At 64.1% G+C, this 21,639-nt stretch carries 16 protein-coding genes; 11 read left to right on the top strand and 5 right to left on the bottom strand.

Going from position 1 to position 21,639, the window contains the following annotated elements; genetic code table 11:
• Window positions 1-53: 53 nt before the first annotated feature.
• Both A5785_RS06180 and A5785_RS06175 read right to left on the bottom strand, forming a co-directional pair.
• Window positions 54-893, bottom strand: coding sequence for a DUF4194 domain-containing protein (locus A5785_RS06180; RefSeq protein ID WP_064865226.1), 840 nt, complete (start codon window positions 891-893; stop codon window positions 54-56).
• Window positions 893-2,443: a DUF3375 domain-containing protein gene (locus tag A5785_RS06175; protein WP_064865243.1), complete on the bottom strand. Its 1,551-nt coding sequence runs from the start codon at window positions 2,441-2,443 to the stop codon at window positions 893-895. The genes A5785_RS06180 and A5785_RS06175 overlap by 1 nt, the downstream gene beginning before the upstream one ends.
• Before the next feature lie 258 nt (window positions 2,444-2,701).
• Between A5785_RS06175 and A5785_RS06170 the strand changes: the two genes are divergently transcribed.
• From A5785_RS06170 to A5785_RS06155, 4 genes are all read left to right on the top strand, one after another.
• Window positions 2,702-4,939, top strand: a complete 2,238-nt coding sequence (locus A5785_RS06170; RefSeq protein WP_064865222.1) for an NADP-dependent isocitrate dehydrogenase — start codon at window positions 2,702-2,704, stop codon at window positions 4,937-4,939.
• A 180-nt stretch (window positions 4,940-5,119) separates the two neighbouring features.
• Window positions 5,120-5,473, top strand: a complete 354-nt coding sequence (locus A5785_RS06165) for a VOC family protein (RefSeq protein ID WP_064865218.1) — start codon at window positions 5,120-5,122, stop codon at window positions 5,471-5,473.
• A 126-nt stretch (window positions 5,474-5,599) separates the two neighbouring features.
• Window positions 5,600-7,102 carry an alkaline phosphatase gene (gene phoA, locus A5785_RS06160; RefSeq protein ID WP_082946535.1) on the top strand — a complete coding sequence of 501 codons (1,503 nt, stop codon included), beginning with the start codon at window positions 5,600-5,602 and terminating at the stop codon, window positions 7,100-7,102.
• A 111-nt stretch (window positions 7,103-7,213) separates the two neighbouring features.
• Window positions 7,214-7,750 carry an FKBP-type peptidyl-prolyl cis-trans isomerase gene (locus A5785_RS06155; RefSeq protein ID WP_064865242.1) on the top strand — a complete coding sequence of 179 codons (537 nt, stop codon included), beginning with the start codon at window positions 7,214-7,216 and terminating at the stop codon, window positions 7,748-7,750.
• A 4-nt stretch (window positions 7,751-7,754) separates the two neighbouring features.
• Here the strand turns inward: A5785_RS06155 and A5785_RS06150 are convergent, their stop codons facing one another.
• On the bottom strand, window positions 7,755-8,498 hold the full coding sequence (locus tag A5785_RS06150; protein ID WP_064865209.1) for a hypothetical protein: 744 nt from the start codon (window positions 8,496-8,498) through the stop codon (window positions 7,755-7,757).
• Window positions 8,499-8,749: 251 nt separating this feature from the next.
• Here A5785_RS06150 and A5785_RS06145 point away from each other — a divergent pair, with 251 nt between their 5' ends.
• The 3 genes from A5785_RS06145 to A5785_RS06135 are packed head-to-tail and all read left to right on the top strand — an operon-like array spanning window position 8,750 to window position 14,344.
• Window positions 8,750-10,552 (top strand): peroxidase family protein, encoded by a 1,803-nt coding sequence (locus A5785_RS06145; RefSeq protein ID WP_064865206.1) that lies wholly within the window; start codon window positions 8,750-8,752, stop codon window positions 10,550-10,552.
• A gap of 21 nt (window positions 10,553-10,573) precedes the next feature.
• Entirely contained in the window at window positions 10,574-11,680 is a 1,107-nt protein-coding gene (locus tag A5785_RS06140; protein WP_064865203.1) for a catalase family protein, read from the top strand.
• 60 nt (window positions 11,681-11,740) lie between these two features.
• Window positions 11,741-14,344 carry a LuxR C-terminal-related transcriptional regulator gene (locus tag A5785_RS06135; RefSeq protein WP_064865199.1) on the top strand — a complete coding sequence of 868 codons (2,604 nt, stop codon included), beginning with the start codon at window positions 11,741-11,743 and terminating at the stop codon, window positions 14,342-14,344.
• 67 nt (window positions 14,345-14,411) lie between these two features.
• On the opposite strand, the gene A5785_RS06130 is transcribed toward A5785_RS06135, so the two are convergent.
• Both A5785_RS06130 and A5785_RS06125 read right to left on the bottom strand, forming a co-directional pair.
• On the bottom strand, window positions 14,412-16,778 hold the full coding sequence (locus A5785_RS06130) for an ATP-binding cassette domain-containing protein (protein WP_064865195.1): 2,367 nt from the start codon (window positions 16,776-16,778) through the stop codon (window positions 14,412-14,414).
• A gap of 71 nt (window positions 16,779-16,849) precedes the next feature.
• Complete coding sequence (locus tag A5785_RS06125) at window positions 16,850-17,470, bottom strand: TetR/AcrR family transcriptional regulator (RefSeq protein WP_231895434.1); 621 nt, start codon at window positions 17,468-17,470, stop codon at window positions 16,850-16,852.
• 87 nt (window positions 17,471-17,557) lie between these two features.
• Here A5785_RS06125 and A5785_RS06120 point away from each other — a divergent pair, with 87 nt between their 5' ends.
• The 4 genes from A5785_RS06120 to A5785_RS06105 form a co-directional block, all read left to right on the top strand.
• The gene (locus A5785_RS06120) at window positions 17,558-18,628 is read left to right on the top strand and encodes a hypothetical protein (protein WP_064865191.1); all 1,071 of its coding nucleotides are present in this window, start codon (window positions 17,558-17,560) and stop codon (window positions 18,626-18,628) included.
• Between the two features lie 76 nt (window positions 18,629-18,704).
• Window positions 18,705-19,973 (top strand): esterase/lipase family protein, encoded by a 1,269-nt coding sequence (locus A5785_RS06115; RefSeq protein WP_231895433.1) that lies wholly within the window; start codon window positions 18,705-18,707, stop codon window positions 19,971-19,973.
• Between the two features lie 12 nt (window positions 19,974-19,985).
• A complete protein-coding gene (locus tag A5785_RS06110) occupies window positions 19,986-20,903 on the top strand; it encodes a DUF1295 domain-containing protein (RefSeq protein WP_064865185.1) in 918 nt (305 codons plus the stop codon).
• On the top strand, window positions 20,900-21,639 hold a 740-nt coding region (locus A5785_RS06105; RefSeq protein WP_231895432.1), incomplete at its 3' end, for an FAD-dependent oxidoreductase. The genes A5785_RS06110 and A5785_RS06105, both read left to right, overlap by 4 nt.

Here is a 21,639-nt window from a genome sequence, read left to right as displayed (position 1 = left end):
AGCTGTGCCCCGCTGATCGAGCGTTCCCCGCTGATCGAGCTTGTCGAGATCACTCACCACTCGTCTCCTTCGTCGTCGGAGTATTCGTCAGTGGAATCGGACTGGTCGGCCGGCGCCGAGTTGCCTTCTGCGCCCGCCGAATCGGCGTCGACGGCGAGATCGTCACCGGTGTCGCCCGCACCGATGAACTGCTCGAACTGATGCTGTAGGTCGGTGATCACCGAGGCGGTCATCACCGCGGTGATCACCGGGCTGACGGTGAAAGTGTCGGGATCGTCGCGGTGCCTGCGTAAGAAGTCGAGCTCTTCGAGTTTGTCTATCGCGCGCTCGATCCGCTTGTCGAACAATGCGAGATCGCGGTCGATCGTGTTGGTCACGCCCGCGAACATCTCGTGGATCTCCTCGCGGGTGATGATCGCTGTCTCTTCGCGCGACGAACGCAGGAACTTGGCGAGGTGCAAGGCGAGGATCGCGTCGTAGGTCTGGATGGTCTCGCGTTTGAGAATCTTTCTGCCCCACCGTGACTCGTAACCGGCCTGCTCGACGAATGCCACTTGGAGCTCGTCGACGAGGCGCAGGCGGAGGTCGAGCTCCGACAGGCGGCTGCGCAGCACATCCTGATACTCGGTGACCCACGCCCACAGTTGTGGGTTGCGGTCACCACTGACATGCCTGCGCGTGAGGAGATTCTGCAACGCCCAGCATGCGCGATCGGGCATCGCGGAGACATCGCCGTCGAATCGGGGCGCGCGTGGTCCGTCGATCCTCCCGTGTGTCGCCGCGGTCGGCAGATCGTCGTATCCGGCGAACTCGCCGGCGGGAGTGCCGGTGGAGACAGCGGTGTCCGTAGATGTTCCGGGAGTGTTCGGATCGGTGGTGTCGGTGCTGGTCATCAGGCGTCGGCTTCCGTGCTGAGAATCGAATCGGTGTCGCTGTACTGGGACGGGATGGGCTCGCTGAACATCAGCGTCGGCACTTCGATCGCGCGGTCCTCGCCCTCGAGCGACCGGAACCGCACAAACGACGACCCCTCCCCACGCTCGCGCTGTGCCTCCCCAGGCTGGCGCTGTGCTTCCCGAGGCTGGCGCTGTACTTCCCGAGGCTGGCGCAGGGCCCACGACCACAACACGATGACATGCGCGAGGTACGGCTCGTCGAGCGCGGCGATCGCGTCGCTCAATGACAGCGGTCCCCCTGTCAGCTTGTCGTTCACCACGTCGGCGAGTTCCACCGTGTCGACCTGCCCCGCGAGAGATGCGAATGATGCAAGGTTGGTGCGTCCGTCGGCGGGTCGTGCCTGCTCCGGCGGTGCCGGGTTGCGGATTTCGAACGCGAGCCGACCGATCGATGTCACCTGCGGCGTTGCGACAGGCAGTTCGTAGCCGAGACGACGATCGGCGAGCGAATCCTTGAGCAACTCGTTGGCGGTGGCCAGCGCGTCGTTGAGCTGTCGGGCAACGCCACGGCTCTGCTCGAGAGTTCCCGATGCGACGAACCGCCGGATTCGACGGGCACAGCGCTGCCTGATCCGCCCGACCTCGGCCATCTGCTCACTGACCAACGGGAAGAAGTTCTCCATCACTGCGCGCAGTCCGGTGTCGATGCTCGGCAGCCTGTCGACGACGAGCTCGATGTCGGAGATGAGGCGGGCGCGCTGCACCGGATCCTGGATCATCTGGGTGAAGGCGTGATAGGACGCGCTCTGGGATGACTCGAGGAGGGACTCGTAGTCGTCGAACATCTGTCGCTGTCGATCGCGGTAGGCGAGGTCGGAGTCGTGCGGGTCGTCGAGCAGTGCTGTGGTGATCCGATCGAGCATCGCGCCGTACTGGCCGATGTCGGTGATGATCTGCTCCATCTGGTAGGCGATGGCCCGGGCCTCGTCCTCTGCTCCCCGCAGGTCGAATGGTCGCCGTCGTCCCTCGTTGAGTTCGACGAGTTCGGCGTCGAGTTCGTCGATCTGGCTCTCTATGTCTTCGCGGATTCGTTCCGGATCGTCGGTCACCTGAGTCGCGACCCGGTGCAGACCGGCGGCCACACCCATGATCGAACCGCCGGTGGCGACGCTGTCCTCGCGCCGCAACCGACGCATGTAGGCGATCACCGAGCGCGCCTCGGTGCTCAGGAAGCACACGTTGGGCGCCGACGGCGATGCCGCGTCGGTGACGCGGTGCAGCCACCCCTGCTTGGCCCACGACTTGATGAGATCGAGTCCGGCGGGTTGGTCGGAGGTGCCGAGCGCCGCGATGTCGCGGTCGAGGCGAATCGCTAGCTCCGACTCGGAGTGGCGAATTCCGAAATCGAGATGACGTTCCATCAGCGTGACGTACATCGCGGAGTTCGAGGCCGCGAACAGTCGGACAGCTGCGGAGCGCTGGATCGAGCGGTTTGCCTCGAACGTGTCGGTCAGCGTCAGAGCCCCATCCACGGCAGAGTTCACCATCGTCACCTCACGGTTGCACCTCGTTCACGGACCGCGGTCGAGTCTGCCATGGCCGGTCGGCCCTACCGCGAGCGCACCTCAGTGGCAGAGAACACGCTGTGAGCGAGACGCGACCCAGCTCATTTCGCGAGCACGTGCGGCACGGGTTTGGCTGACGGAATAGGGTTGACGCTGGACGTGCACACCCGCGCGTGGCCAGCGGTTGAGACACACGACCCAATTGTGTCGGGCGACCGCACTCGAGAGCGAAGGCAGGTTATGAGCGACAAGCAACCGACCATCATCTACACCCTGACCGACGAGGCGCCGATGTTGGCGACCTACGCCTTTCTGCCCGTCATCCGGGCGTTCGCCGATGCCGCCGACATCAACGTCGAGACGTCCGACATCTCCGTTGCGTCGCGCATCCTTTCCGAATTCCCCGATTATCTGACCGACGAGCAGAAGGTCGGCGATCACCTGGGTGAGCTCGGGCGCCTGACCCAGGAACCCGACACCAACATCATCAAGCTCCCCAACATCAGCGCCTCGGTGCCGCAGTTGCTCACAGCGATCAAGGAGTTGCAGGACAAGGGGTACAACATCCCCGATTATCCCGGCAACCCGAAGACCGAAGAGGAGAAGGAGATTCGCGACCGCTACACCAAGTGTCTCGGTAGCGCCGTGAATCCTGTTCTGCGTGAAGGTAATTCGGATCGCCGTGCGCCCAGGGCCGTCAAGGAGTACGCACAGAAGCACCCCCATTCGATGGGCGACTGGTCGATGGCATCGCGTACCCACGTCGCACACATGCGGGAGGGCGATTTCTACCACGGCGAGAAGTCGATCACCGTGCAGGGCGACCGCAAGGTCAAGATGGAACTCGTCACCGACGGCGGCGAGACGATCGTGCTGAAGCCGGAGGTCAAACTCCTCGACGGTGACGTCATCGACAGCATGTACATGAGCAAGAAGGCGTTGATCGAGTTCTACGAGAACGAGATGGAGGACGCCTACAAGACGGGTGTCATGTTCTCGCTGCACGTGAAGGCGACGATGATGCGGGTCAGCCACCCGATCGTCTTCGGACACGCGGTGCGCACCTTCTACAAGGAAGCGTTCGCCAAGCACGGCGATCTGTTCGACGAGCTCGGTGTCAACGTGAACAATGGCCTGTCTGATCTCTACGCGAAGATCGAGTCGTTGCCGGCGTCGAAGAAGGAAGAGATCATCGACGACCTGCACAAGTGTCACGAGCATCGGCCCGAGCTGGCGATGGTCGACTCAGCACGCGGCATCTCGAACTTCCACTCCCCCAGTGACGTCATCGTCGACGCGTCGATGCCTGCGATGATCCGCGCAGGCGGCAAGATGTACGGCGCCGACGGTCGGCCGAAGGACACCAAGGCTGTCAACCCGGAGTCGACGTTCTCGCGGATCTACCAAGAGATGGTCAACTTCTGTAAGACCAACGGACAGTTCGACCCCACGACGATGGGCACGGTGCCCAACGTCGGACTCATGGCGCAGAAGGCCGAGGAATACGGCTCGCACGACAAGACCTTCGAGATCCCGGCGGACGGTGTCGCGAACTTCGTCGACCTCGAGACCGGTGAGATCCTGCTGGCGCAGGACGTCGAAGAGGGCGACATCTGGCGTATGTGCATCGTGCGCGACGCTCCGATCCGTGACTGGGTGAAGCTCGCCGTGACACGTGCGCGTGAGTCGGGAATGCCGGTGGTCTTCTGGCTCGATCCCTACCGCCCGCACGAAAACGAGCTGATCAAGAAGGTCAATACCTACCTGAAGGATCACGACACCGAGGGCCTCGACATCCAGATCATGTCGCAGGTTCGTGCCATTCGTTACACGATGGAACGCCTGATCCGCGGCCTCGACACGATCTCGGCAACCGGCAACATCCTGCGTGATTATCTGACCGATCTGTTCCCGATCCTCGAACTCGGGACCAGCGCGAAGATGCTGTCGATCGTCCCGCTGATGGCAGGCGGAGGCCTGTACGAGACCGGTGCGGGAGGTTCGGCTCCCAAGCACGTCAAGCAGCTCCTCGAGGAGAACCACCTCCGGTGGGATTCACTCGGCGAGTTCCTCGCCCTCGCGGTCAGTCTTGAGGACCTCGGCAAGAAGAACGACAACCCCAAGGCCGAGGTGCTGGCCAAGACGCTCGACGCCGCAACGGGTCGGCTGTTGGAGAACAACAAGGGACCGTCGCGCAACACCGGCGAGCTCGACAACCGGGGCAGCCAGTTCTATCTCGCGATGTACTGGGCAGAAGCGTTGGCCGAGCAGACCGACGACGAGGAGTTGGCCGAGCATTTCGCGCCGCTCGCGAAGACACTCGCCGAGAACGAGGATGCGATCGTTGCCGAGCTGAACAAGGCGCAGGGCGAGGCCGTCGACATCGGCGGTTACTACGCCCCGGATTCGGACAAGTTGGCTGCGGTCATGCGGCCGAGCGCGACGTTCAACGAGGCGCTCGACTCCGTTCGCGGCTGACGCGCGGTACGACGACGACACTGGCTCCCGATCTGACACAGGTCGGGAGCCTTTCGTCTGTGCGGGCTTCGCGTGTGCGCGGACCGAAAGTCCCATTCGTCGGGCTGTCGGGTGCACTAGCGTGAATTCCGGGGTTGGGGTTCACGCTGAGCAAGCTGGATTCGGCCAAAGGAGGCCCACGTGAGTGACCACGAAGTCCGCATGATCGTTCTGTCGACCGATGATCTCGACGATTCCATCAAGTTCTACAGCGAGACCTTGGGCATGGCGCTCAAGTTTCGTGATGGAGCGCATTTCGCCGCGCTCGACGGCGGATCGTTGACGCTCGCGCTCGCCACAGACGTCGACCATCCGATACCGGGCAAGGTGGTGGTCGGCATCAAGACCGATGACGTCGACAGTGACGCGAAAGCTGTCGAGGAAAGCGGTGGCGCCATCATCAAGGGCCCGTACGACGACGCGCACGAGCGTCGCGCAGTCGTTTACGACAACAAGGGCAACGGACTGGTCTTCTACAGCCCGCTCAAGCGCTGAGGCAGCGCGGCCACCCGAGTCGTGGTCGGGTGGCCGCACGAGCGTCGACCCCACGATAACTATTGTTCACATATCGCAACGACCATGTCCGAGTTCAGTGAAACGACGGATACGGGGAGAATGCGGATGCGACGACATCGGTACATGGCGGTCACAGCTCTGGTGTGCGCGACGACAGTGATGGCGGCGTGCGGCGGTGACGGCGACAACGATGCGGCCGGACCGCTGTTGAATCCTGTTGCCAAGGGCAAACTTTCAGAACATGGCGGGGCGACTAGGGCCGGCGATGACCGCAGTTCGCTCATCGCGGACTCCATTCGCAACTCGGGGGCGAAGAACGTCATCCTGCTGATCGGCGACGGCATGGGAGATTCCGAGATCACCGTCGCCCGCGATTACGCGCAGGGCGCGGGTGGCGCCTTCAGTGGTATCGATGCCTTGCCGCTGACGGGTCAGTACACGCATTACTCGCTCGACAAGGACGGAAAGCCCACCTACGTCACCGATTCGGCGGCGAGCGGTTCGGCCTGGTCGACGGGCACGAAGACCTACAACGGCGCGATCTCGGTCGATATCGAGGGCCGATCTCAGCAGACGCTGCTCGAACTGGCGAAGAAGTCAGGCAAGGCGACCGGTGATGTCACCACCGCTGAGATCCAGGACGCCACACCCGCGGTGCAGGTCGCGCACGTCACCAATCGCAAATGCTACGGACCTGAGGAGACATCCGAGAAGTGTCCGACCGACGCCTTGGAGAAGGGTGGCAAGGGGTCGATCACCGAGCAGTTGCTGGGAACGCGACCCGACGTCGTGCTCGGTGGTGGCGCCAAGTCGTTCCAGCAAACCGCCACCGCAGGCGAATACCAGGGCAAGACACTAGAGGTCCAGGCGAAAGACCGGGGCTACCGGGTGGTGCGCAGCGCCGACGAACTCAACGGGGTGACGACGGCCAACCAGGACTCCCCCGTCCTCGGACTCTTCGCCGACGGCAACATGCCTGTCCGCTGGAACGGACCTGTCGCGACCAAGGGAGGCTACCTCGAACCAGCCGCGACGTGCACCGACAACCCTGAACGTGGCGCATCCACTCCGAAGCTCGCCGACATGACGAAGAAGTCCATCGACCTCCTGAAGGGCAACGACAAGGGTTTCTTCCTGCAGGTCGAGGGCGCGTCGATCGACAAGCAGGATCACGCCGCAAACCCGTGCGGTCAGATCGGCGAGACCGTTGATCTCGACGAGGCCACGAAGGTGGCGCTCGACTACGCCAAGGACAACCGCGACACGCTGGTCATCGTGACCGCCGATCACGCGCACAGCAGCCAGATCGTCGAGTCGATGACTGCCGACGACGTACAGAAGGCCGCCGACGACGCGAAACTGCCCGTACAGGTGGAGAAGGACGCCGTCTACCCGGGACTGACCCGTGTGCTGACCACCAAAGACGGCCAGCCGCTCACGGTGTCGTACGGGACGTCGGACAACCTGGACGCGATGGATCAGGGCCACACGGGCACGCAGTTGCGGATCGCCGCGTACGGTCCGAGCGCGGCGAACGTCGTCGGCTTGACCGATCAGACCGACCTGTTCTTCACCATCTCCCGCGCACTCGGACTCCAGGGTTCGTGACGTCGACGGTGTGGTCGGGTGCGGCTCACGGTCAGGGGTCGGCCGTTCGGTAGCGTGACGGCCGTGAACATCCGCCGTGTCCTGCTGCCCGTAGCCGCTGCCTCGTTGACGATCGGACTCGCCGCGTGCGGCTCCGATTCCGGTTCGGACTCGGCGGCGTCGACGTCGACCTCGTCCACGTCGACGCCGTCGTGTCCGTCAGCGGCGCCAGCCGCGGATGCCAAGCCGGACTGGACCCTTCGTGGCACGACGGGAAGTGTCGACGTCGTCGCCTCGACCTCGACGACGGCACCGGCAGTCACGGTGACCACTCCGTTCGCGGTCGACCAGACGCAGGTTCACACCCTGCGGGAGGGCAGCGGCGAGGTCGTCCCCGACACGGCGACCGTCAGCGTCTGTTACGTCGGCGTCGACGGTCGTGACGGTAACCAGTTCGACAGCACCTACTCAGGGGGTACGCCCGCACAGTTCCCCCTTGACAGGGTCGTCGTCGGATTCAAGAAGGCGATCGCAGGGCAGAAGGTGGGTTCGTCGGTCGCGGTTGCGATGAGTCCCGAGGACGGATACCCGAATGGCAATCCTGCCGCGGGCATCAACAAGGGTGACACTCTGGTCTTCGAGCTGACGATCGTCTCGATCGACGGGTGAGGAGTCACGCGGTCGCGCCCGCGAGCACGCGGAGCGCGAGCGCGGTTTTGCTGGTCAACGGGCTTGCCTGACAACCCAGATCCCGAAGGCCGTCGCGAAGATCGTCCGCGACGGCCACTGCTCGCGCTGCGACGTCGTGCGACGATTCTCCCGGGCGGACATCGATGTACGTGGAGACACCGACGACGTCGAGGTCGTCGGACAACCACCTCTCCACCCGAACGTGTCGGACGTCGCGAATCGAGGTGTCCCAGACCTGCGAGGTGATCGGCCCACGGATCACGAGGTGATCGATCGGTGTCCCCGACGACGCGCACGCAACCAGAAACCGACGCTGCGCCGTGTCGAGGAGATGGGTCGGGTCGGCGCCGTCGTTGATCGCCGCAGACATACTGCCGGCGGGATGACGGGCACACGCCGATGCTCTGAGTGTGCGTTTGCTACCGCACCATTGATCGGAGATCCGGTATTCGAACTGGTCATGATCGAACGGACCGGCCCAATCACCGGTGAGCCGATCGCTGCACTCCGGATGCATGGTGACCGTGAGGTCGTCGAAGACGCCCGTCCGCATCCTGATCGCGACTCTGCTGTCGTACAGGGGGGTCGGGGCGTCGACCGACGCATCGCGTGACTCTGCGAACCAGAACTGTCTGTGCTGCGTATCGGCGACACGACGACCGAGTGCCGAGGCCGCGTCGTCGAGTTCCGTCTCGATATTGAACGTGATGCCGATCGGGACGATCACAAATCACCTGCCACTCTCCCGTTGTGCACGACATCGTCGATCGTGCCGATTGGACCTTCGCCGGATGCGTGCACCGACTGGACTTTCAGCCTTCGTGAAAGATCCGCGGGCTGCACGAGTACCTGGGTACTCGAAATCAACGTGTGCGTACTGAGGTAGCGCGGTACGCATGCACCACAGGGCGGGCGTCAGGGATACTGATCGCGTCACGATCTTCCCAGGCAGTCCGCACGGGTACGGAAGAGGAATCGGTGGTCGATCAGAGAAGTACCGTTGAGCGGGTCTTGGCTGTGACCGCGGAGACCGTCGACAGGGTGGTCGGTTGGTCGCATTTGCCCAAACCACTGGCGTTGGCCGTGCTGGTCGGCATCCGCAGCCAGCTGCGCGCGCTGAACCTCGTCGACACCGACCCCGATCCCGTCCCGCCGCTTGATCCGCCGTTGAAGGCGTCCGACCACCGCAAGCGCACGATCGACGGACGTTTCGACAACCTCACACAACCCGACATGGGATCTGTCGGTACCCGTTTCGGACGCAACGTGCCACTGGAGGCGACCTGGCCCGAGCGTGGGGCGAGGTTTCGTGAACCGAGCCCGCGTGAGGTCAGTGAGAAGCTGCTCGCGCGCACCGAATTCCAGCCCGCAGACACTCTCAATCTGCTTGCGGCAGCGTGGATCCAGTTCCAGGTCCACGATTGGGTGAGTCATCTCACCCCACCCGATTCGGAGCCGTGGCTCATCGATATCGACGCCGACGACCAGTGGCCACACTCCCGGCCGATGCGAGTTCCGCGCACGCCCGCCCTCGACGGTCCGGCCGACGTGCCGCCGACATACGCGAACCGAGACACCCATTGGTGGGACGCGTCGCAGATCTACGGCGACACGGAGGAGTACGCGGTCGCGATCCGCGACCACGATGACGAGGGCAATCTGCTTGCCACCATCGAACTCGCCGAGGACGGCCTCCCCACCCTGGCGGCCGAGCAATTACTGGATGCGAACGGACCCAAGGCGAATTCGTGGCTGGGACTCGCGCTGATGCAGTCGTTGTTCCTGAGGGAACACAATGCGATATGTCGACGACTGACGGTCGCATACCCCGACCTCGAGAAAGATCAAGAGCGGCTGTACAACGTTGCGCGACTGGTCAACTCGGCGTTGATGGCCAAGATACACACCGTCGACTGGACGCCTGCGATCATCGCGCACCCCACAACCGTGACGGGCATGCATGCGAATTGGAACGGACTACTCGGTGAGAACTTCACCACGAAGTTAGGTCGACTCGTCGACAACGAGATCCTCTTCGGAATCCCCGGTGGCAGAACCGATCTCGACGGGGTGCCCTTCTCGTTGACCGAAGAGTTCGTCGCGGTCTACCGCATGCATCCGCTGTTACCCGACCAGCTCGATGTGCGCAGTCTCGCCACCGGTCAGACCCACCGCGCCTACCAGCTCGACGAGCTTCTCGCCGACCACGTGCATGAGCGAATGGCCGATTGGTCGATGGAGGATCTGCTGTATTCGTTCGGTAGGGCCTTTCCCGGGGCGTTGACCCTGCACAACTTTCCGGCCGCTCTCCGTGACCTCCCGCGGCCGACCGGCGAGTCGATCGACCTCGCCACCGTCGATGTCCTGCGCAGCAGAGAACGGGGAGTCCCCCGCTACAACGAGTTCCGGCGACATTTCCGACTCCGGCCCGCGAAGAGCTTCAGCGATCTGACGGACAATGCGGAGTGGGCGAAGCAACTCGAGCGGATCTACCCCGACATCGACGACGTCGATCTGATGATCGGTCTCTACGCGGAACGCAAACCTCGAGGCTTCGGATTCTCCGACACCGCTTTTCGCGTCTTCATCTTGATGGCATCACGCAGGATCGCCGCTGATCGATTCCTGACGACAGACTTCACCCCAGACGTCTACACGGAAGCGGGGATGGCGTGGATCCGCGACAACACGATGCGCACGGTTCTGCTCCGCCACTTCCCCACGCTCACCCCGGTGCTCACAAAGGCCACCAACCCATTCGCACCGTGGCCCTCGACCTGATGCGCCGAAAGGACTCTGACAATGAGTCGTGAATACGTGTTGTGGGAGCCAGAGATGGAGAACACTCCGCCTGGCGAGGCGGAGGTGGTGGCAAAGATGGTGCAGATCCTGCACACGAACAACGAGCACGCCTATGCCAAGTACAAGCGCGGCGTCCGGGACGCCCACGCCAAGACCCACGCCGTACTACGCGGTCAACTCGAGGTTCACGCCGATCTGCCAGAAGAGCTCGCCCAGGGATTGTTCGCGGAACCACGGACATACCCAATCATCGCTCGCCTGTCGAGCACGTCGGGAGCCATCCGTACCGACCAGATGAGAGGCGTCCGTGGGCTCGGGATCAAGGTCATCGGCGTCGATCCGACCGCCGAGCGCGCATTACCCGACGACACCGCGGTCACCCAGGACTTCATCATGGTGACCCATCGAGAGTTCTTGTTCGCGAATGCGAAAGAATATCTCACCAAGGGTATGCCGACCGCGGTGCTGCTCGCCCGTGTCTCCGATCCCGTCCTCTCAGTAGCCGAGCGGTTGTTGGCGACGCTCGACTCCCGGATTCTGACCAAGATCGGGCGTCCGCTTCCGGAGACCCTGCGGGTTTTCATCAAGGAGAACACGCACATTCTTGGTGACACCTTCTATACGTCGGCTCCGCTGCGCTACGGAAAACATGTCGCGAAAATGCTGTACGCGCCCTCGTCCGCCGAGGTGTGTGCGCTGGCAGGCCAGCCGACGCCTGACTATCGCGGCGTGAACGCGCTTCAGGACATGACGGTCGATTTCTTCGGCTCGCACACGGCTGACTACGAACTGCGCGTGCAACTGTGTACGAATATCGACCGAATGCCGATTGACGATGCCACGCAACCGTGGTCAGAAGAAGAGTCGCCGCATCGAACCGTTGCGACGATCAGATTTCTGACTCAGGACCCCTACACGCCTGCGCGACGCGCATACGGTGACGACGTCCTCTCGTTCAATTCCTGGCGCGGACTGAAGGCGCATACCCCGCTCGGATCCATTAATCGCCTTAAACGCGACGTGTACGACGCGTCGAGTCGATTCCGACATCAGAAGAACAATGCTCCGATGTGCGAGCCGACGAGTGAGGCCGACCTCCCCGAGTGAGTTTCCCTACTCGAACCTTCACGACTCAATTTCTGGCAATTCGCCCTATACTGCTCAACCATGGAAGGGCGCTGGCAACTCCTCGGCCGGCCCGCCGAGCAACAGTTCATCCGCTCCGCGCTCTTGCGATCTGGGGATCGCTGTGGAGTGGTGGTGGTCGGGCCCGCGGGTGTCGGCAAGACCACGCTCGCCCGGATGGTCACCGATTCTCTCGGTAGGTCTGTCCGATGGGCGGCGTGTACGGAGTCGTCGCGCGCCATCCCCCTGGGCGCCTTCGCGCCGTGGGTTGCTCCCACCGCGTCACGCGACCCGATCGCGGCGCTGGTCTCGGCGCGCGAGACGCTCGTCGCGGAGCCGGGGACGGTCATCGGAATCGACGACGCTCACATGCTCGATCAGCTCTCGGCGACGCTGCTGCACCAGATCGCGATTGATCGCAGCGCCCGCATCATCGCGACGGTGCGCACAGGAGAACCGGTGCCTGATGCGGTGACCTCGCTGTGGAAGGACGGCTACCTCCACCGACTCGAACTGCAGAACCTCACCAAAGAGCAGTGCGCTGAACTGGTCGAACATGTCCTCGGCGGCTCGTTGGAGGGGTTGAGCGCCGACGTCATCTGGCACTCGTCCGGCGGAAATCCGCTGTTCCTGCGGAACATGATCGAGGGCGCTATCGAATCCGATGCGTTGTCGGAGGTGTCGGGCGTCTGGCAACTGCGAGGCCCGACGGCTGTTCCCTCCGGCCTGGTGGCATTGCTCGACGACCGTCTCGACCGTGCGGGGCCGCAAGTTGTCGATGCGCTCAAGGTGCTGTCGCTGTACGAGCCCATCGACATCGACCTCCTGATTGGGCTGGTCGGCGAGGAACCTGTCGACGACGCCGAGACCATCGGGCTGATCAAGACCACTCGCGACGGCAACACGACCAATGTCCGGTTCGCCCACCCGCTCTACGGTGACGTGGTTCGCCGACGTATCAGCACCATTGCGGCTCGACGACTGCGCGCCGAACTCGTCGACGCGTTGCGCGACCACGCAACCGATACCGCTGCCGAGCGCATCCGGCTCGCACAGTTGAGCGTCGACGCACACTGCGACGTCGACACGAGCCTGCTGATCGCGGCGGCGAAAGATGCGATCTTCCTGGCGAATCTCCCGCTCGGCGAGCGTCTGGCCCGCGTCGCCTACGAGCACGACGGCAGTCTGACCGCCGGAGAGCTGCTGTCCCGCGCGATCATGTGGCAGGGGCGGGTCGTCGAAGCCGATGGCGTCTTCACCGAGTTCGACCCCGAGTCGTTCAACGAGTTCGAGCTCGTGGTGTGGGCGGTATCGCGCATGAGCCTGATCTTCTGGATGCTCGGCGACGTCGACGAAAGTCACCGCATGCTCGAACTGCTCAACGAGAAGGTCGAGCATCCGACGTTACGACTCGTCGTCGACGCGGTTGCCGCCGCGATGGCCGTCCACGAGAACCGGATCGACGAGGGAATCGCGCTCGCCGAGCACGTTCTCGAGAGTTCCAACGCACCCTCGCAGGCCATCGACTTCGCAGCCTTCGGTGCGGGGCTTGCCATGTCGATCGCCGGGCGCGGACGTGACTATGCCCCCTACGCCGAGCGCACCCGTGCGAAGAAGAAGGCGACGGACGGGATGATCAGCGTCATGGTGCGTTACTGCGACGTCCTGGCGCTCACGATGGTCGGCGACCTCAAGGAGGCTCGAAACCGCGCCACCGAGTACACGCAGTTCTCCTCCTCGGGTCAGTTCCTCGGATGGGCGATCGCCAAGATCGCGGCAGGTGTTGCGGCGACGTACAGCGGCTCGTTTCGTGAGGCGATCAGCGAGTTCGAACAGGCACTGGCCGCTCTCAACGCCAAACAGCCACTCCCGTGGCGCCTGCCCGGCCGGTTGATTCTGGTACGGGCGTACGCGGCGCTCAACGACGTCGACGAAGCCGAACGGGTACTCCGGGACGCAGATGAGCACCGCGGTCCGCACCTGGCGATCCACGACTCGCAGAGGGTGCTCGCGCAAGCCTGGATCTCTGCGGCGCAGGGCGCCGAACGCGCGGCGATCGACCACGCGCATGACGCGGCCGCGATCGCGCACGACTCCGGCCAACTCGCACTCGAGGCCGAGTCCCTTCACCACGCGACCCGCTTCGGCGACAAGACCACGGCCCCGCGTCTCGCGGAGCTCGCGACACTCATCCAGGGAGACCTGGGCCACGTCTACGCACGGCATGCAGCGGCCCTCGCTGCGGGCGATCCAGACGAACTGGCGGCGGCCTCACATGATTTCGAGGATGCTGGACTACTGCTGTCGGCCGCCGACGCTGCGGCACAGGCGGCACAGTTGTACGACCGTGCGAAAAGACGCGGAGACGCCACGGCCTGCTCAGCCAGAGTCCTCGCGTTGTCGAAAGCGTGCGATGGAGCGACAACGCCCGCGATCCGGGCGACAGCGCGACCGCTTCCGATCACCTCCAGGGAGCGCGAGATCGCGGTTCTCATCGGTCGCGGTCTGACCAATCGCGAAATCGCTGAACGCCTGACCGTCTCGGTCCGGACCGTCGAGGGCCACATCTACCGCGCCTGCATCAAGCTCGACGTCGCCGACCGCGACTCGTTGGCGGGGGTCGTCAACGACGCCCCGGTCGGGTGAGTTACAGGGCGGGTAAGTGCGGGGCGGCTGAGATGCTGAGACTTCGAATCGCCGTGCTCGTGTGGGTTCAGTTCTTCACATAGTCGGCGAGATGCTGTGCGGTCAGTGTCGAACCTGCTGAGACGAGATCGGCCGGGGTGCCCTCGAACACCACTCGCCCACCGTCGTGACCGGCGCCGGGACCGAGGTCGACGATCCAATCAGCATGCGCCATCACCGCCTGGTGATGCTCGATCACGATCACCGATCTGCCACCGTCGACAAGGCTGTCGAGTAGTCCGAGGAGTTGCTCGACGTCGGCAAGATGCAGGCCCGACGTCGGCTCGTCCAGAACGAAGATCCCGCCCTTGTCGCCGAGGTGCGTCGCGAGTTTGAGCCGTTGTCGTTCTCCGCCGGAGAGCGTCGTGAGCGGTTGCCCTATCGTCAGGTAGCCGAGTCCGACGGCGGCGAGCCGCTCCAGGATCTTCTGCGCTGCAGCGACTTTCGACTCACCTGCGGAGAAGAACTCGAGTGCCGCATCGACTGACATGTGGAGGACCTCGGAGATGTCCCGTCCGCCGAACAAGTAGTCGAGGACTTCTGGTTGGAATCGCTTACCCTCGCACACCTCGCACGTGACGGCGACCCCGGCCATGATCGCGAGATCGGTGTAGATGACACCCGCTCCCTTGCAGTTCGGACACGCACCCTCGGAATTGGCGCTGAACAGAGCAGGTTTCACACCGTTCGCCTTCGCGAAAGCCTTCCGGATCGGCTCGAGAAGGCCCGTGTACGTGGCCGGGCTGCTACGCCGCGAACCCTTGATCGCGGATTGATCGACGGTGATCACGTCGTCGCGGCCCGACAGCGATCCGTCGACAAGAGAACTCTTCCCGGAGCCGGCAACGCCCGTGACCACACACAGGACGCCGAGCGGGAAGTCGACGTCGACATCCTTCAGGTTATGCGAACTCGCTCCGCGAATCTCCAACGCTCCGTTGGGTTTCCGCACCTGCGTCTTCAGGGTGGCGCGGTCGTCGAGGTGGCGTCCGGTCAGTGTGTCGCTTGCGCGCAGGCCGTCCACCGAGCCTTCGTAGACGACGTTGCCCCCGCCGGTACCCGCGCGTGGTCCGAGGTCGACGACGTGGTCGGCGATGGCGATGACCTCGGGTTTGTGTTCGACCACCAACACCGTGTTGCCCTTGTCCCGCAGTTGCAGGAGAAGCCGATTCATGCGGTCGATGTCGTGTGGATGCAACCCGACCGTCGGCTCGTCGAAGACGTAGGTGATGTCGGTCAGCGCCGACCCGAGGTGGCGAATCATCTTGGTGCGCTGAGCTTCTCCACCCGATAGCGTTCCCGACGGACGATCGAGCGAGAGATATCCGAGACCGATGTCGACGAATGAGTCGAGTGTGGCGCGCAGGGATTCGAGCAGCGGCGCGAGTGTCGGTTCGTCCAGCGAGCCGACCCAGTCGGCGAGATCGGTGATCTGCATCGCGCACGCATCGGCGATGCTGACGCCACCGATCGTCGAGCTGCGTGCCTTCTCCGACAGTCGTGTCCCCTGGCAGTCCGGACAGACCGAGAAGGTGATCGCCCTGTCGACGAACGCGCGGATGTGGGGCTGAAGCGCGTCTTTGTCCTTGGCCAGGAACGACTTTCCGATCTTGGTGATGAGGCCCTCGTAGGTGACGTTGATGCTGTCGATCTTGATTCGTGTCGGTTCCTTGTAGAGCAGAGCGTCGAGTTGGCGGGTGGTGAACTTCTCGATGGGTGTATCGGGATCGAAGAAGCCACAGCCGCGTAAGATGCGCCCGTACCATCCGTCCATGCTGTAGCCGGGGACAGTGATCGCGCCGTCATTGATGGATTTGGAGGCGTCGTACAGCGCGGTCAGGTCGAAATCCGAGATCGATCCCCTACCCTCACACCGAGGGCACATTCCTCCGACGACCTCGAAAGTGCGCCGCTCCTTGACCTTTCGGCCCGCCTTCTCCATCGTGACGGCACCCCCGCCACTGACGGACCCCACATTGAACGAGTACGCCTGTGCCGAACCGATATGTGGCGTCGCGAGTCGGCTGAAGAGGATGCGGAGCATCGCGTTCGCGTCCGTCGCCGTTCCGACAGTCGAACGCGGGTCGGTACCGAGACGCTCCTGGTCGACGATGATCGCCGTCGTCAAGCCGTCGAGGACGTCGACATCCGGCCGATTCAGCGACGGCATGAATCCCTGAACGAATGCGCTGTAGGTCTCGTTGATCAGCCGTTGCGACTCTGCGGCCACCGTGCCGAACACGAGCGAACTCTTGCCGGATCCGGAGACGCCGGTGAAGACGGTGAGTCGTCGTTTGGGAAGGACGACGGTCACGTCGTTCAGATTGTTGACTCGCGCGCCGACGACGCGGATCTCTTCGTGACGATCGGCGGCCGGCGGTGCTGACGAACTCATGTGTGGGTCATCCCTCTCGACGACGTGATGTGGCGGTCGGTCTCGGGCGTGTTGGTCTCGTGCGTATTGGTCTAGGGAGTATCGGACTCGAGAGTATTGGTCCCGGAAGCATCGGACTCGGAAGTAATGGTCAGGGTCGTCCAGAGCGGGACGACGCACACCGAGATGATCTCGTCGATGGTCTCCTCCGACATGCCGCCGGTGATGAAGATCTCGTGTCGGGCGAGATCGAAGGGCAGCGTTGCGGCGCGGGGAGGAAGCGGGTGCGGACCGAGTTCACCACGTGCGCGAGCGCGTTCGAGCACAGGAGCCATCACGTCGTCGACGTGGCTGGTGATCAGTCCGATGACTGCATTGGTAGAACCCTCGGGCAGGTCGGCGAGCAGCGAGCGGATCGTCCGGGGGCCCACCTCCGCCAGCCTCACCCGCATTCGGGCAAGGATCGCCTGTAGGTCGCCTGCGAGCGATCCGGTGTCCGGGACGGTCAGAATCTCGCGGGCGACGTCGACCATCGCTGCCATCGCCATCTCGACCTTCGTGTCCCAGCGTCGGTACAGGACGGTCTTGCTTGTTCCGGCCGCGGCCGCGACCCCCTCGTAGGTGAGCGCGGCGTATCCGCGTTCGGCGATCTCGGCTCGGACGGCCTCGAGGATGTCTGCTTCGAGTTCTGTGCCACGGCGACGTCTGGTCACACCCAATCCTTTCGATACGTTGCGTATCTTATCCGATCGTCCTACTCTCCTAAGAAACGTACCGTATCTAATTTGAAGGAGGGCGCGATGAGTGCCGACGAGACCACGACGACGTCTGGTGCGACGATCCGCACAGACATCCCGGCAAACATCCCGGCGAAAAAGGGGCCACCGCCGGCCGCGAAAGTGTTGGCCGTCGTCATCGGAACCGCGGTTCTGTTGTCGGTGATGGTCACGATGTTCGCGCTTCCGGCTGCGCGGTCGGCGCCCCATCACGTCCCGATCGGAGTCGTCGGGTCTGAGCAGGTGGTCAGTCAGGTCGATCGCCTGACCGGCGACTCGTTCGATGTCACGGCGTACTCCGGCGAGGCGGCCGCGCGCGACGCGATAGAGACGCGCGCGATCTACGGCGCGTTGCTCGTCAAGCCCGGAGCGGACCTCACCGTGCTCGTCGCCAGCGCGGCGAGTCCCACCGTGGCAACGATGATCGAGACGATGGGACAACGGGTCGCCGACGTCACTCACGCACAGACTCACGTCGTCGACGTGCGTAGCTTTCCGTCGAAGGACCCGCGCGGTGCCGGATTGGCGGCCGGTGCGCTCCCCCTGGCACTCGGCGGCTGGATCAGTGCGATGGTGATCATGCTCGTGATCAGCTCGGCGGGTGGTCGGATGATCGCGGCGCTGGGCGTGTCGGTCGTCGGTGGCTTCGCGCTGATCGCGATTCTGCAGTTCCTGGTCGGTACGTTCGACGGGAACTACTGGCTGACATCGCTGGCTGCCATGCTGGGTATCGCGGCCACCTGCTTTGCCGTACTCGGACTTCGCGAAGCGCTCGGGGGCGCGGGCCTGGTCATAGCGGCGATCGCACTGATCCTCCTGGGGAACCCACTGTCGGGACTCTCGAGCGCCCCCGAACTGCTACCCACCCCGTGGGGTGCGATCGGCCAGCTCTTGCCGCCGGGCGCAACGGGATCGCTGCTGCGAGACGTGGTGTTCTTCAACGGCAATGCCATCGCGCACCCGCTCATCGTGCTCGGTTGCTGGCTCCTCGGAGGTCTGGTTCTCTACGGCCTGGGACTCGCGCGCGAGCGGCGTCGGCACGTCGCGGATGTGGATGTCGTCGAGTTCGGCTATCGCGAGACCGTCGATGCGTAGTCAGTCGATTCGTGGTCTGGGACGCGGTTGCGGAGACAGCTCCCGGAAGTGAGTGAACAGTCGTACTCTGTGTGTCGTGACCGACAACATCGCGCCGAACGAGCTGGCGGCGCTGGCGCAGCTGGGGTGCAGTGAACTCGCCGGCGCCATTCGCGGCGTCGCGAAAGTGCATCACGCGGTAACCGATCGTGTGTTCGCGGTGACCGATCGACTCGGCGGGTCGTCGAGTCGATCGGCTCATCTGCTTCACGACGCGGTGGCTGGCACGACCTACAATTCGGTCTCCGCCGTGCTGGATGCCATTTCTGAGGTGGGTGCCGTGCTCCCCGAGCCGCGCCGTTCTCCCTCGGAAGGCTCGCGCGGCGCACAGGTTGTCGCCGTTCTCGACGGACTGATCGGCGACTCGCTCGCCGATCAGCGCTCGCCGTTGGCGCAGCCGATGTCGATCCGGGTCGGTGGTGCGGCTGTGGCGGTCGAGGCCGAAGCGCTCCGTGCGGCTTTTCCTGAGGCCAGGGGGCACGTCGTCGTATTTCTGCACGGACTCATGGAGTCCGAGTTTGCGTGGCGCAGAGGTAATCGTCCGACCTACGGTGAGCGGCTCGCTGCCGACATCGACGCGACCGAGGTGCGGCTGCGGTTCAACACCGGCCGCCATATCAGCGACAACGGGCGCGAACTCGCTGTGCTACTCAACGATCTGACACTTCAGTGGCCGGTGCCCGTGACGCGACTGACCCTCGTCGGGCACTCGATGGGCGGGTTGATAATCCGAAGTGCCTGCCACAGCGCTGCTACCGAGAACGCGTATTGGTGCGGATTGGTCACGGAGACAGTCGGTCTCGGAACGCCGCACTTCGGAGCTCCGCTGGCTCGAACCGTGCATTTCGCAACAGGGGCGCTGCGGTCCGTTTCGGTCACCGCCCCGTTCGGGAACCTCCTCGCACGACGCAGCGCAGGCGTGCGCGACCTCTTTCACGGAAGTCTTGTCGACGACGACTGGAGTGGCCGGGACCCGGACGCCTTCCGGCAGAATCCCGCCGCCGCGATACCTCTGCTACCGCACGCGCGGCACCTGTTCGTCACCGCATCGCTGACGCGCGATCCCAGCCATCCCCTCGGCAGGCTGATCGGCGACGGGTTGGTGCTGACGCCCAGCGGTCGTGGTGAAAGTCGTGCTCGCAGCGTCGGATTCGATATCGACCACGGGCTGCACCTGGGTGGGGCCAACCATTTCACCCTGCTCAACGACGACGCCGTTTACCGTTGGCTTCTCGAGCACCTGCGACCCCGACGCGCACTGCCGCCCGGTCACGGCCAAAACGCCGCGAAGTGGAGCGTCGCCTGACACCATCCCTCTATGGGGAGACGAGCGTCGTTGGTGGTGATCACCGCCGCGTACATCGTTGCCCTGGCGGTTGCGCTGCTGTGGCTGACATGGGGACCTAGCGTCGGACAACTGTGGGCGGACACGCTCATTGCCGACATACTCGCCACGCTCGTCATCTTCGTGGTGAGCCGGTCGGTCGGAAATTCGAGTTGCTACGACGCCTACTGGAGTGTCATCCCGGTATTTCTCGCCCTGTACTGGTGGCTCGAGGGCGATGCCATACATGGTGGCTCCCAAGCGAAGTGGCGTTGCGCCCTCCTCGGCGTCGTTCTCGTGGTCTGGGCCGTGCGGCTGACGGCGAACTGGGTCAGGTCGTTTCCCGGGCTGGTCCACGAGGATTGGCGTTACGAGCTGCTGCGGGGACGTGCCGGGAAGTTCTCCTTCCTCGCCGACCTCTTCGCCATTCACCTCATCCCCACGCTGCAAGTCTTTCTCGCGATGATCCCGGCGTACGTCGCGCTCACCCGGGCCGACGCCGGGCTGATGTGGTTGAGCGTCATCGCGTTCGTCGTCGGACTCGCAGCAATCGCCCTGGAATCGGTCGCCGACCGACAGTTGCGACTGTTCCGCCAGTCGAGTGAGCCCGGTCAGACCGTCGACATCGGCCTCTGGGCGTGGTCGCGGCACCCGAACTACCTCGGCGAGTTCTTGTTCTGGGTGTCGATCCTGCTGTTCGGTATTGCCGCGGCGCCTGCGGACGCGTGGTGGTTGTGGATCGGTGCGGGCGCAATGTTGGCCATGTTCCTCGGGGCAAGCATTCCGATGATGGAAGAGCGCAGTCTTGAACGGCGCCCGGCCTACGCCGACGTCATCGCGCGTGTGCCGAAGTTTCTGCCGGTGCCCCGGTCAGGCTCCCGAACCAGCCACGGCACGAGGCGAACCGGGTGAGTTCAGCGCCACTCGCCCACAACCGGACAACTCGGCGCGTCGTGGTCGCAGGCATGGGCGATTCCGGTGTGCTCACTGCGACGCACCTCGCGCGCCATAGCAGCGTCGTCGGAGTCTCGCTGCGACCCGCACTGGTCAGCGGGCAGGAGGTAGGACTGCGGATCGCCTACCCGGACCGGTGGGCGCGCGATTACCGTGTCGAGTTCGAGCGGATGCGTCGACTCGATGCCGTTGACATCCGCCACGGGCAGATCCTCGATCTGGACCCCGACCGGCGAACGCTTCGACTGCGCACACCACCTGGTGCGGTCGAAGAGATCACCTACGACGCGCTCGTCATCGCGACGGGTGTCGCCAACGGATTCTGGCGCCAGCCGGTGCTCGAAGACAGCGACGACGTCGACACCGCGCTGCACAACGTGCACGGCCGCCTGGCGAACGCGCAGTCGATCGCGGTCGTCGGCGGCGGAGCAGCGGCGTGCAGTTCGGCCGCCCAACTGCGTCGACGCTGGCCGGAGAAGCGTGTCGCGCTCTACCATTCCGGCGATCTACCACTCCCCCGACACCACGACCGCACACGCCGGAAGGTCTCCCGACGACTGGAGTCGTTGGGCGTCGACCGATACGGCGGACATCGGGCGGTGCTACCACCCGATACCGGCTCTTCGAAGTTAGCCGGGCACTGCTCAGCAGTGGAATTGCTGGTTGTTGGCCCGCTGGGCGCGGGTGCAGTGGA

This window comes from Gordonia sp. 852002-50395_SCH5434458 (assembly GCF_001665905.1).
Classification (GTDB): Bacteria; Actinomycetota; Actinomycetes; order Mycobacteriales; family Mycobacteriaceae; genus Gordonia; species Gordonia jacobaea.
The sequence above is the reverse complement of the archived record's forward strand: the minus strand, read 5'-3'. Positions and strand labels throughout refer to the sequence as shown.

Excerpts from the sequence above, each read along its gene's own strand:
- A5785_RS06180 (WP_064865226.1), bottom strand. The coding sequence starts at position 893 with ATGACCAGCACCGACACCACCGATCCGAACACTCCCGGAACATCTACG.
- A5785_RS06175 (WP_064865243.1), bottom strand. The coding sequence starts at position 2,443 with ATGGTGAACTCTGCCGTGGATGGGGCTCTGACGCTGACCGACACGTTC.
- A5785_RS06170 (WP_064865222.1), top strand. The coding sequence starts at position 2,702 with ATGAGCGACAAGCAACCGACCATCATCTACACCCTGACCGACGAGGCG.
- phoA (WP_082946535.1), top strand. The coding sequence starts at position 5,600 with ATGCGACGACATCGGTACATGGCGGTCACAGCTCTGGTGTGCGCGACG.
- A5785_RS06140 (WP_064865203.1), top strand. The coding sequence starts at position 10,574 with ATGAGTCGTGAATACGTGTTGTGGGAGCCAGAGATGGAGAACACTCCG.
- A5785_RS06135 (WP_064865199.1), top strand. The coding sequence starts at position 11,741 with ATGGAAGGGCGCTGGCAACTCCTCGGCCGGCCCGCCGAGCAACAGTTC.
- A5785_RS06130 (WP_064865195.1), bottom strand. The coding sequence starts at position 16,778 with ATGAGTTCGTCAGCACCGCCGGCCGCCGATCGTCACGAAGAGATCCGC.
- A5785_RS06120 (WP_064865191.1), top strand. The coding sequence starts at position 17,558 with ATGAGTGCCGACGAGACCACGACGACGTCTGGTGCGACGATCCGCACA.
- A5785_RS06110 (WP_064865185.1), top strand. The coding sequence starts at position 19,986 with ATGGGGAGACGAGCGTCGTTGGTGGTGATCACCGCCGCGTACATCGTT.